General features: G+C 42.3%; 11 protein-coding genes. 9 read left to right on the top strand and 2 right to left on the bottom strand.

The window, feature by feature from the left end:
• Nucleotides 1–64: 64 nt before the first annotated feature.
• From nagZ to SporoP32a_RS06310, 7 genes are all read left to right on the top strand, one after another.
• Nucleotides 65–1,711, top strand: a complete 1,647-nt coding sequence (nagZ, locus tag SporoP32a_RS06340) for a beta-N-acetylhexosaminidase (protein ID WP_085427131.1) — start codon at nucleotides 65–67, stop codon at nucleotides 1,709–1,711.
• A gap of 18 nt (nucleotides 1,712–1,729) precedes the next feature.
• The gene (locus SporoP32a_RS06335; protein WP_085427130.1) at nucleotides 1,730–2,362 is read left to right on the top strand and encodes an esterase/lipase family protein; all 633 of its coding nucleotides are present in this window, start codon (nucleotides 1,730–1,732) and stop codon (nucleotides 2,360–2,362) included.
• Between the two features lie 97 nt (nucleotides 2,363–2,459).
• Entirely contained in the window at nucleotides 2,460–3,971 is a 1,512-nt protein-coding gene (locus SporoP32a_RS06330; protein WP_085427129.1) for a Na+/H+ antiporter NhaC family protein, read from the top strand.
• A 130-nt stretch (nucleotides 3,972–4,101) separates the two neighbouring features.
• Nucleotides 4,102–4,896, top strand: a complete 795-nt coding sequence (locus SporoP32a_RS06325; RefSeq protein ID WP_085427128.1) for a VLRF1 family aeRF1-type release factor — start codon at nucleotides 4,102–4,104, stop codon at nucleotides 4,894–4,896.
• A gap of 200 nt (nucleotides 4,897–5,096) precedes the next feature.
• Nucleotides 5,097–7,460, top strand: a complete 2,364-nt coding sequence (locus SporoP32a_RS06320) for a penicillin acylase family protein (protein WP_085427127.1) — start codon at nucleotides 5,097–5,099, stop codon at nucleotides 7,458–7,460.
• An 87-nt stretch (nucleotides 7,461–7,547) separates the two neighbouring features.
• A complete protein-coding gene (locus SporoP32a_RS16740; RefSeq protein ID WP_157129936.1) occupies nucleotides 7,548–7,703 on the top strand; it encodes a hypothetical protein in 156 nt (51 codons plus the stop codon).
• A gap of 608 nt (nucleotides 7,704–8,311) precedes the next feature.
• A complete protein-coding gene (locus SporoP32a_RS06310) occupies nucleotides 8,312–9,898 on the top strand; it encodes a purine/pyrimidine permease (RefSeq protein ID WP_232319602.1) in 1,587 nt (528 codons plus the stop codon).
• A gap of 34 nt (nucleotides 9,899–9,932) precedes the next feature.
• Here the strand turns inward: SporoP32a_RS06310 and SporoP32a_RS16735 are convergent, their stop codons facing one another.
• Nucleotides 9,933–10,109, bottom strand: a complete 177-nt coding sequence (locus SporoP32a_RS16735; RefSeq protein ID WP_157129935.1) for a hypothetical protein — start codon at nucleotides 10,107–10,109, stop codon at nucleotides 9,933–9,935.
• Nucleotides 10,110–10,255: 146 nt separating this feature from the next.
• Between SporoP32a_RS16735 and SporoP32a_RS06305 the strand changes: the two genes are divergently transcribed.
• Both SporoP32a_RS06305 and namA read left to right on the top strand, forming a co-directional pair.
• Nucleotides 10,256–10,810 carry a DJ-1/PfpI family protein gene (locus SporoP32a_RS06305; protein ID WP_085427124.1) on the top strand — a complete coding sequence of 185 codons (555 nt, stop codon included), beginning with the start codon at nucleotides 10,256–10,258 and terminating at the stop codon, nucleotides 10,808–10,810.
• 178 nt (nucleotides 10,811–10,988) lie between these two features.
• Nucleotides 10,989–12,008, top strand: a complete 1,020-nt coding sequence (namA, locus tag SporoP32a_RS06300) for an NADPH dehydrogenase NamA (RefSeq protein ID WP_085427123.1) — start codon at nucleotides 10,989–10,991, stop codon at nucleotides 12,006–12,008.
• A 12-nt stretch (nucleotides 12,009–12,020) separates the two neighbouring features.
• Here namA and SporoP32a_RS06295 read toward each other — a convergent pair whose 3' ends face one another.
• Nucleotides 12,021–12,518, bottom strand: a complete 498-nt coding sequence (locus tag SporoP32a_RS06295; RefSeq protein ID WP_085427122.1) for a metallophosphoesterase family protein — start codon at nucleotides 12,516–12,518, stop codon at nucleotides 12,021–12,023.
• Nucleotides 12,519–12,537: the final 19 nt, after the last annotated feature.

The following is a 12,537-nucleotide window of genomic DNA, read 5'->3' as shown; positions in this document are numbered from 1 at the left end:
CAACAGCTTGCGATATCAATAACTGTCTGAAAAATGGTATCATGACTAAAAGAAGAGGTGAACTATGCGGAAACTATGTAGATTTTTAAAGTTACTCGTTATCAGTGCACTCTTTATCGTCATAACAGGATGTTCCAATGAAGAAAGCGTTAAGAATGAAGAACTTAAGCAAGAAAATAAACAAAAAGAACAGAACAAGCAGGCGCTGATTGCCATCCGCGACGCTGCTGAAAAAGGACAGCTTCCGAATCAACAGTGGGAAGTAGGGGAAACACCCTTTAGAACCGTTCAAGAGCAGTTGGGCGAAGCGGATAAAATTGAACGCGATAGTAATGGGATATATGCGATGTATGAAAAACAACAGCTGAAACTTCGTTTGACTGAGAATAATCAGGTATATACATTACGTTCATTGGATTCAACAGTTGATGACATAACACTTTCTCAAACCGAGGAAGTGTTGGGAACAGCAGATGAACTAGTGGTTGAAGAAGGTAAACCGGCTTTTGTGTATGAACTGAATGACGAATATCAGTTAACCATTATATTTTCCACTTCAGAGAAGAGTGGAATAATCGAAGAAGTTGCTGTTGTTCATAAGCCAAGTGTGGAAGTTCAGAATGTATTGCAGAAGATGATGCTAGATGAAAAACTTGGTCAGTTACTATTGATAGGCGTGCAAGGACCACAGCTGGATTCGGTAGCCAAGACATTGATTCAGGATAAACATGTGGGTGGCATTATTTTATTTAAACGGAATTTCGAATCGGTGTCACAGTCGTTAGATTTGATCAATGATTTGAAACAAGCCAATACAAACGCCGATACGCCATTGTTCATTAGTGCAGATGAGGAAGGTGGACGGGTTACCCGATTACCGAAGGCGCTTGTGAAAACACCTTCCAATCGCAAAATCGGACATGTTGAAAATGGGAAATATGCTTATGATGTCGGTGAGTTAATCGGACGTAAAATGAGTGCGTTTGGCTTGAATATGGATTTTGCACCTGTACTTGATGTTGACAGCAATCCGAATAATCCAGTGATTGGTGATCGCTCGTATGGTGCTGATGTGCAGTTAGTGAGTAAGGCAGGAATTCAGCAAGCGAATGGAATGATGTCGCAACATGTCATTCCTGTCGTGAAGCATTTTCCGGGACACGGTGATACGAGTGTAGACTCACATATTGATTTGCCAGTGATCAAACATAATAAGGAGCGACTGCAGAAAGTAGAATTGCCTCCTTTTAAGCGAGCTATTGATGGTGGAGTAAAAGCAGTAATGGTCGGCCATTTAATTGTAGAAGCCTATGATCCAAAAATACCTGCTTCATTTTCCCAAAAGATCATTCAAGACTTATTGCGTGATGAATTACAGTTTGATGGTGTAGTCATTACCGATGATTTGGTCATGGGGGCCGTTGGTAAGAACTATGCGATTGGAGAAGCAGCAGTTCGATCCATTCAAGCCGGAGGAGACATATTGCTTGTTGGGCATAACTATACGCCAGTAAACGAAATACTAACCGCATTACAAAGAGCAATTGATGAAGGAACACTAACGGAAAAACGAATCAATGAAAGTGTTGAAAGGATATTACTGCTAAAGCAACAATATCAAATAAATGATGTTCAAAAGGACAAAGTAGATGTAGAGAAGTTGAATCGACAAACGATGGAGCTTATAAAAAAGATTGAAGCGAGAAATTAATCAGTAAGGGGTGATCGCATGGAAGAACAAGTTCTTTTACTTCATGGTTTTAATAAAACTTCCCGGGACATGCAGACGTTGTCCAGCCATTTGGAACACTATGGCTTTCATTGTCGGTCACTCGATTTACCGTTAACCCGTCATGAATTCGATCATTCTTTTTTTCTTGTGGAAAAAACTTTATTCGATATGGCTTTACAGAGAGAATCGCCTATTCATCTGGTTGGACATAGTACGGGTGGTTTACTAATTCGAAAAGTATTGCAGGAAACCGATTGGATTGATTCAATTGGTCGCTGTGTACAAATTGCTACGCCGAACCGAGGAAGTCAGCTTGCACACGTTGCGAGTAAAATCAATGGCTATACCGAATACTATAAGACGCTGCAGTCCCTAAATGCAGTGTATATTGAGCAGATGAACCTACCAGATATCAGTCCTGTTTCGATTGGTGCAATCGCAGGAAACCGAAATCATTTATGGCTCGGAAAATTACTGTCAGGTGAAAATGACGGAAGAATAGAGCTGAATTCAGTACATTATCCAGGGTTATCTGATTTCATTACGTTGCCTTATGGTCATAAAGAAATCCATCATCAGAAAGAAGTTGCTGAATTGACGGCACGTTTTTTAAAAATTGGTCAATTTTGATAATTCATTGCTATCCTTCGCGTAACTATTTATACTAAAGTAGTCTGCAAACTGCATGTATATGCAAGTAATTACATAAACGAAGGAGTAAATAACTATGGATCATATGGGAATACTCTCGCTTTTACCGCCACTAGTCGCGGTCATCTTAGCGATCATCTCGAAGAACGTCATCATTGCTTTATTCTCAGGGGTCTTTATTGGTGTGCTTCTTCTAGTTGGGGGTAATCCGCTAACTGCTACTACATCTACAATAGGAGATTACTTATTCCCGCAACTTACAGACGGTTATAATGCAGCCGTACTAGTTCTTCTGTTCTTTATCGGCGGATTTGTCGCCCTGATGGAAAAGTCAGGTGGCGGTGCAGCACTTGCAACTTCTTCGGCAAAGTTTTTTACTACTAGGGCTAGAGCACAACTTGGCGCTTGGTTCGGTGGAATAATTATTTTCTTTTCGGACTTAGGAACTCCATTAATTGTTGGGCCGGTTTTTGAAAAGATCTTTGATAAAGCAAAGATATCTCGTGAAAAACTTGCATGGATTATCGATTCTACTTCTTCACCAGTTGCGGTATTAATTCCGTTCATTGGGTGGGGCGTGTATATTATGGGATTAATCCGTGCGGAATTTGATAATTTAAATATTGCAGATTCTGAGTTCAGTACGCTAGTTGCAGTAATTCCGTTTCAATTTTATGCTATATTAGCCGTTCTTTTAGTTCCAGTCATTGCGTTGACGAAACTAGATTTTGGGCCAATGGGGAAAGCTGAGCGTCGTGTACGTGAGACAGGTCAGCTATACTGGCCAGAATCTAAGCCGTTACGTAAACCCGAAATTACAGATGAATATACAACTGAAAGCCGTGCCATCTTAGTATGGTTACCATTGCTTGTATTGTTTGTAACATTATTTGGTTTACTTGTTTCTTTCGGATTTCCTTTTGAGCCGGTTCCAGGGGGAGATTTCCGAGTATCACTTAGCACGGCCTACTTATTTGCAGCAATCACCATTGTAGTACTGATGCTGATTTTCAAAATTAAGAAGTTTGGTGAAACTGTTGATATTTACACGATGGGCATGCAGAAAATGGTGTATGTAGCGACAACACTTGTGTTAGCGTGGGCGCTTGGTCAAGTCATCGGTGAAATGGGAACTGCGAATTATATCGTAGAAGTGATGCAAGGAAACGTTCCAGCATTCATCATACCGGCCATATTATTTGTTGTAGGTGCAATCATGGCGATAGCATCTGGTACGTCTTGGGGAACGTTCGCTATTATGCTTCCGATTGCTATCCCAATGGCAGTAGCACTGGATGCGCATATGCTTGTTTGTATTGGAGCTGTGTTGTCAGGTGGGATTTTTGGAGATCATTGTTCACCGATTTCCGATACGACCATTTTATCCTCCACAGGTGCTGGCGCGGATCATATTGATCACGTAAAAACGCAATTTCCTTATGCATTATTAAATGCAGTTGCTGCATTCATCGGATTTATAGTAGCGGGCATAACAGGCAGTGTATATACGATATTCTTGTCTATCGCAATCATTATTGTTGTGGCTCTCGTACTATCCAAAAGACAAGCCAAAAGCATAACTAACTAAGTGTAAAAGCGGTGTTTCTTTCATTCGAAAGCGCACTGCTTTTTTTTTGAAAAAATTCACAATGCTTCTCCCCTTGTAATATTCACTTTGTCGGGCATGCTATGGCTGAGGGAATAAGGAGGATGAATGGATGAACATTAGCGAAGAGTTAAAAAAGTTGAAGGCGTTTCGCTGTGATGACCGTTGTGTGCTATCAGTATACTTGAACACGAATCCTGCAGATCCTGAACAACAGCAAGCTGCATGGAGAATTCATTTGAAGTCCGGATTAAAGAGGCTTGATGAATACCTCGTGGCGTCAGGAAATGAAAAGGAATTATCTTCATTTCGTTCATTGAAAGATAAAGTCATGAAGGAAATTGAAGATAAACAAAATGATTTGGCAAAAGGGGCAATCATTTTCGCTGCTGCAAATCCTGAAATTTGGTCAGTACATTATGTCCAAGTAGCGGTGAAAACAAGCTTTCACTGGGAAGAACGAGCAATGACTGATGAATTGGAGTATATGTTAAAAGCATATCCAGAAGCGGGAATTATACTCCCAAGTTACAGCGATGTTCGGATTTTAGATACGGCAATGGGGAGAGTCCATGATGAAAAGGTCTATGAATTCGATTCGGGTCTTGATGTCTGGAAAGAACAAAAAGGGGTTAAGTCTTCCATACAGCGGGGAGTAGGAGGACATACAGACGGTTTTGACCATCGATTGAAAGAGAACTTAGATCGTTTTTATAAGGATATGGGCTCTGTGGTAGGGAATATGAAAAAGAAGCGCGGCTGGAAAGAAGTGCATGTGGCAGGGGAAGCGGAATTGGCCAAAAGCTTCGCGTCTATTTTGAGTGAAAAGCCACAAAGCTGTATTCATAAAAACTTCGGTAAAGCAAATAACAATCACGTCATCCAAAAAATCTTCGAATCCCGATAATGAAAAACAAAAAAGAATGTCCTTAAAATGAAGCTACTTCATTAAAGGGCATTCTTTTTTGCGCGGTTTTAGAAGCGAATTGTTCGATTCTATCCAATCAAATCTCAAAACTGCTTTTAATCCTTCCCTCTAAGCAATAATAACTAAAGTAATTTCAATATATTAATAGTATACTAAGCTATACAGAGGGGGGTAATGGCATGGGAAGAGGTAAAAAAATAACGCTTTGGGCGCTTAGTATACTGTCAATCGTAGCAGTACTAATCGCTATATTTGCAAACGCTTACATTCTTAAATCAAAACCACTTGAAGCGGGAGAGCATGAAGTCACATTCATTGAACAAGAAGTAGTTGTTACACGAGATAAGAATGGGGTACCGCATATCAATGCCGCTTCGGATGAAGACCTATATCGCACACAAGGTTATGTCCAAGCGCAAGATCGTCTATTCCAAATGGATTTAGCACGCAGGCAGGCAAGTGGTCGCCTAGCGGAAGTCATCGGCGACAAGGCGGTCGATACGGATAAGCTTTTCCGCACATTCAGTTTGAGAAATGCCGCGGAAGCTTCATATCAAGGCTATGGCGATCACGCAAAAGAGGTACTCGGTTGGTATGCAGAAGGAGTCAACGCATTCATTGAGGAGTCTAAGGCTGAAAAGAAATTATCCTATGAATTTGCACTTCTTGGATATGAACCTGAAGAGTGGACTCCTGTCGATTCATTAACAATTGGGAAGTATATGGCGTATGATCTCGGCGGGAGGTGGCAACCGCAAGCATTCCGCCACTGGGCAATTAATGCATTCCCAGAAGAGAAAGTGAAGGATTTATTCCTTACGTATCCGGAAAACGCAGAATCTATCATGACAGCAAATAAAGAATATAACGTGGAAGTGGCGGGACGTTTTCTACCAGAGCTATCGCCACCTGAATTCAATGGCAGTAATAACTGGGTAGTATCTGGAGAAAAGACAGCTTCGGGTAAACCACTACTAGCCGATGATCCGCATTTAGGACTGAGCACTCCATCTATTTGGTATCAAATGCATCTGCAATCGCCTGAGCAAAATGTGGAAGGAGTAATCTTTGCTGGGATTCCAGGAATCATTTTAGGCAATAATGAAGACATTGCCTGGGGAGTTACTAACGTCGGACCGGATGTGCAAGATCTGTATATTGAAGTTCCGCATCCAACTGAAAAAGGTCAGTTCCGCTACGACGGAAAATGGGAACAGGCAGAAGTGCGTGATGAGACGATCAAAGTTAAAGATGGTAAAGATATTCCATATGAAGTAATCGTCACGAAACATGGTCCAATCATTTCAGATGTCATGTACAAAGAAGAAGATCCAGATGCATTATTTTCGATGCAGTGGACAGCACTGGAACCAACGCTTGAACTCGAAGCGATCATGGAGATGAATAAATCATCGGATTGGCAGAGTTTCGAGAAAGCATTGGAAAAATTCCATGCTCCTGCACAGAATTTTGTCTTTGCTTCAACGGACGGCACAATCGCGTATAAAGCGAACGGTCGGATACCGATTCGAAAACAAGGAGACGCACAATTGGCAGTGCCTGGAGATTCATCAGACTATGGGTGGGAAGGGTATATACCATACGATGAACTGCCACGTGTTGTGAATCCAGATGAAGGCTTTATCGCAACAGCCAACAATGAAGTGGTGAATGAAAGTTATCCATACCACATTACGAAGTTTTGGGCACAACCATACCGTTTCGAACGGATAGCGGAAGTGTTACGTGAAGGAGATAACTTCACTACAGACGATATGATGAAACTCCAAATGGATCAAAAAAATCTCTATGCAGCAGAATTTCTTGATTCCATGATTGGATCAGTAAAGAATAAAGACCAGTCAGGCGACTATAAAGACACGTTGGAAATGTTGCAAAACTGGGATCAAATTGATTCGAAAGACAGCAGCGCCCCACTGATTTTCCATAAGTGGATGAAGCAACTACAAATCGATATGTTCCGCGATGAAATGCCGTCAGATGTCTATGAACTCATGCCGGGCAAAAATCAGATTACAGATGAACTTCTACGCAAAGGTTATAACGGAGAAGAAAGCGTCTGGCTTGAAGAAAAACAAGGTATTGATCAATGGGTATACGATGCATTCAGCAAGGCAATGAAAAACATTGCCAATGACTTCGGCGACAAACAGAAAAAATGGGCATGGGGAGATTATCACAAACTAACATTCCCCCATCCATTGGCGAGTGCTTCACCTCTATTTGCAAAATTGTTAAATCCCGAAAAACAACCAATCGGTGGATCTAATATCACCGTACAAGCGGCCGCGTTTAAAGACGATGGCTCCGTCAATCACGGCGCATCTTGGCGTTTCGTTGCAGACTTAGACGATTTAACAAAAACATACCACGTCGTCGGGCCAGGGCAAAGTGGACACTTGAAGTCCAAATGGTTCCACGACCAGGCGGAGGACTGGGCGCTTGGGAACTATCATGAAACGTTGATGAGCGAAGACATACCGGACGGTCGTGTGCTTACGCTGCAGCCGAAAGGAAAGTAATCGGAATTTCAAAATGACTATCCAAAGAGCGGTGATGTTACTGCTTCTTGTGATAGTTCTTTTTTGTGTTGTGGTCGTTGCTCGAGTTTGGCTTGGTCATTGAAAGTAGTGAGGGTCATGCTTTGGACCCGCGCAGGCACGTGGGGGATTGCCTCCAGCCATGAGCCAACTAGCGGTGGGGCTGCTAGCTGTCTCATGGCCACGGCCGACCCCGCAGTTGTGCCTGCGCTACTGAGTGGTTGACAAGTTCAGTTGTGGTTTATAAAGGATGAAAACCAGTGACTGGGTAGGATTATTCTTCGGTGTTTAAAAGTACGTAACGTTTGGTTTAGGTCGTTGCTCGACATTGGCTTGTGCATGGAAAGTAGTAAGTGTCATGGTTTGGACTCGCGCAGGCACGTGGGGGATTGCCTCCAGCCATGAGCCAACTAGCGGTGGAGCTTTGCTAGCTGTCTCATGGCCACGGCCGACCCCGCAGTTGTGCCTGCGCTACTAAGTGGTTAGCAAGTTTGTTTGTGGTTTATAGGAGATAAAACCAGTGACCGGGTAGTACTAGTTCCTATTCTTGCAAAACAAGTATCTGATCTGACTTACACACAATTTAACGTAGGCGGCTGACAGTGGTAGGCTCATTACGGAAGCCATCCACCACCGCCGAAGTGGGGCCAATGACCGCCCCACGTACACTGCCAGTCAAACTACTACCTCTGCACAAAGCAAGGAAGATAAAACGGTTCGCAAAACCACTACCTAACATCGTATCCTACTTACTTGTACGAACACCTTCTCTATGTACTCGAAAAACAAGTACTTGAACTGTCCTACCCCCAATCTAACGTAGGCGGCTGACAGTGGTAGGCGTAGTAATGAGACAGCCAGGCGCTCTTCCTGACTGGCTCATTGCGGAAGCCATCCACCACCGCCGAAGTGGGGGCAATGACCGCCCCACTTACTTTGCTAGTCAAACCACTACCTATGCAAAAACAAGGAAGAGAAAAGGGTTCGCAAAAACACAACTTAACATCGTATCCTACTTACTTTTCAAACAAATTATCCATAGGTTCGAAAAACAACAACTTCCCATGATATACTATAAAGATTCTAAACAACGCAACACTTATCGGAGGAATTGTCCAATGAAACATCTAGCAGGCGGTATACAATGGACCGTCTTTCTCATCGCCTCATCCATCGCAGCACCCATCGCCATCGCACACGTCTTCGACATGGACCCAATCGCTACCTCACTGTTCATGCAACGAACTATATTCGTACTCGGTATCGCCTGTCTGATTCAAGCATTCTTCGGACACCGTATGCCCATCAACGAAGGACCTGCGGGATTATGGTGGGGAATCTATGTAGTCTATGCTGGAATGATTGGCATCTTTTATACAACATCAACAGACGTCTTGCAAGCCTTGCAAAGCGGTATGTTATACAGTGGTGTGCTATTCATTATCCTAGCGGCTACTGGAATCATTACAAAAATGAAAGCACTTTTTACACCAGCCATTACGTTCACTTATTTAATGTTGTTGATCTTACAACTAAGTGGAACATTCATTAAAGGTATGATGGGCATAGAAGAAGTAGGAGATCATCTCGACCCCATCATTTTGCTTGGAAGTTTTATTGTCTTGTTGATTACATTCATTACGATGGCTAATAAACGTCCGTCGATATCTAAATACGCTGTATTGATTTCGATTGCACTTGGTTGGGGAATCTTCCTGGCACTAGGGAAAACACCAGCGGTAGCGCGGGTGTCCGATCAACTGATCCAGCTGCCGAAAATGTTTGTTTATGGGAAACCTGTCTGGGATAGTGGAGTACTCGTTACGGCAGTATTCATTACTTTATTACTGGTAGCGAATATGCTTGCTTCTATTCGAGTCATGGAGCATTTACTGAAGGAATCTTTTCATATCCATCCACCAGATCGCTTGCGCCAAGGAGCATTTGCTTCAGGGTTTATACATCTAATCGCAGGCGCTTTTTCCGCTATTGGTTCCGTACCCATCTCAGGATCTGCAGGGTTCGTTGGCACAACACGAATGCCATCTATTAAACCGTTCATTATCGGTAGTTCGTTATTGGTGTTGATTACACTGTTTCCAAGCATCATGGCCATATTTGCGGCATTACCTGCTCCCGTTGCATACGCTGTAACCTTCGCGATCTTTACGAAGATGGTATCGATGGCATTCAATGAACTAGATGCCGATCCGGAAAAAGAACGCGCGCGTCAAGCTGTAGCATTTGGGTTGATGGTGGGTGTGGGTACTATGTTCGTACCCGCAGAAAGCTTGTCTGAACTTCCTGCCGTTGTAGCTTCTACGTTATCTAACGGATTGATTACAGGAACGATTCTCGCCATAATTATTGAGCAATATATGATACGCAGAAGTAAAAGGATCACATACAATAAGATATGAAAAGCCAGACAGTATAAGCTGTCTGGTTTTTTCATTACTTATTTCTTTTATCTTCTGTTTCACGATAAACTTCTTTCAATGCGTCACGATATTCTTTACCACTCGAATTTTCCCGAGCTTTTGAAGCTGCTTCCGCAATGTCTTCAAACTCCATTCCCATTTCTTCGTTGATGGTTCCTTTGTGAAACAGGTGACGTATATCTCTGTCCATAGAAATCCCTCCTCGCCATAATATGTTGCGATTCGAGATAACTATACGTAATGAAGCCAATTTCATTAAAAGAAAGAGGATTCATTCGTAAACTGTCGAAAGAAGTAAAGGAGTAACACAATTCAGAATAGGGAGAGGATCTGCACATGAGTAAAAAAGTATTAATTCTAGGCGGAGATGCTGTAGAAGCGCTGGAAATTTTCTATCCGTATTATCGCTGTTTGGAAGAAGGATTTGACACGACTATTGCTTCACCGTCCGTAAAAAAGTTATATACTGTTACGCATGACTTCATCGACGGAATGGAAACGTATGTAGAAAAACCTGCTTATGGCTTGGATTCGCATATTGCATTCAAAGATGTCAATCCTGCAGACTATGATGCACTCATTATTCCAGGTGGACGCGCGCCAGAATACATTCGTCTTGATGAATCGTTACCAGCAATTGTCCGTCATTTCTTTGAAGAAGATAAGCCTGTGGCGGCTGTTTGTCATGCGGCTCAAGTATTATCCATTATTCCAGACCTTATGAAGGGCAGAGAATACACGGCGTATATTGCATGTAAACCTGATGTTACTGCAACAGGCGCTACGTATATCGAAAAAGATCTTCATACAGAAGGAAACCTCGTGTCAGGACATGCTTGGCCCGATCTTCCAGGATTAATGAGAGAATTTATGAAAATGGTCAATAAATAATAAAACACAAATCACAATAAGCTTCGCATCATACTGAAGACAACTCTAAAAATGGAGTTGTCTTCAGTTTTTTAGTAACCAAGAATAATGATGAATCATCTTAGTGAAATCCTGATTCCTTAAAAACCACTATAGATTTGCTATACTTTCACTAGCTACTATTCAAGGAGGAATTTTCATGACAAAATTATTTAGCCCTTATACTATACGTAACGTAGAATTTAAAAATCGGATTGCAATGGCACCAATGTGCATGTACTCTTCACATAATCAAGATGGAAAAGTGGAGGATTGGCATAAAACTCACTATGCAACACGTGCAGTCGGCCAAGTCGGTCTCATTATCATAGAAGCAACAGCTGTTCAAGCGCAAGGGAGAATTTCGAGTGAAGATTTGGGAATCTGGTCGGATGATCACGTCGAAGGATTAACAGAAATCGTGCGTTTGATGAAGCAACACGGGTCTCGTACGGGTATCCAACTGGCACATGCGGGAAGAAAAGCGACAGTGGAAGGAACGATTTATGCTCCAAGTCCCATCGCGTTCAATGAAGAATATAAGACACCGGCAGAGATGACAATTGCGGATATTGAAGAAACGATTGAAGCATTCAAACAAGGCGCAATCCGTTCCAAGGAAGCTGGTTTTGATGTCATTGAAATCCACGGTGCTCATGGTTATTTACTTAATGAATTCTTAACACCATTATGTAATCATCGAGAAGATGAGTATGGTGGATCAGCAGAAAATCGTTACCGTTTACTCGGGCAAGTGATTGATGCCATACGATCCGTTTGGGAAGGTCCGTTATTTGTCAGAATCTCAGCCGAAGATTATCAAGAGGGTGGCATGGATGCTTCACAATATGCAGAAATGGCTCGCTGGATGAAAGAGCAAGGTGTCGATTTGGTTGATGTGAGCACAGGCGGTGTAGTACCTGCAGCAATTCATCCGTTCCCAGGGTATCAAGTGCCTCATGCGGATATAATTCGTCAGCAAGCGAATATTGCAACAGGTGCAGTAGGGTTGATAACATCGGCGCTGCAAGCAGAAGAAATACTTCAAAATGATCGTGCGGATATCGTATTGCTTGCTCGCGAATTATTACGTGATCCGTATTGGGCGTATACAGCGGCTAAAGAACTTGGTGTCGAAATTGAATCACCTGTTCAATATAAACGCGGCTGGACGTTCTAATCACTTTGTAGTTTATGTTTTATCATCAAAGAAAATTAACTCTGCACGAATCTCTTCCTCGATATGTAAGATAGCGAATGAATAATGTGGGAGTTTCCGCTTATCTGTCGGGGAACCAGGATTTAGCAGCAAGGTTTTATTGATGTAACGAAGCATCGGAATGTGGGAGTGCCCGAAGATAATAACGTCTAGTGGCACTCCTTCAAATGCTTCAATTGCACGTTTTTCTGTAGTCTTTTTATCTCCATGACCATGTACCAAGCCGATTTTAACGTGTCCTACTTGAATCACTTGTTGCAATGGAAACTGTTGTGTAATATCCTCTTCATCTACATTTCCTGAAACTCCTTTTACCTCTGCGAATTCAGAAAGCATCTGCACAACTTCGATGGATTTCCAATCACCTGTATGTACGATCAAATCAGCCGTAGCACAATCTTTAAGTAACCGTGAAGGCAGAACTTTTCCTCTACCAGGAATATGTGTATCACCTGTAATGACAATTTTCATGATGAACCTCCTTGATTTG

This window comes from Sporosarcina ureae (assembly GCF_002109325.1).
GTDB classification, from domain to species: Bacteria; Bacillota; Bacilli; order Bacillales_A; family Planococcaceae; genus Sporosarcina; species Sporosarcina ureae_C.
Note: the sequence above shows the minus strand (reverse complement) of the source record. Positions and strands in the feature narration are given on the sequence as shown.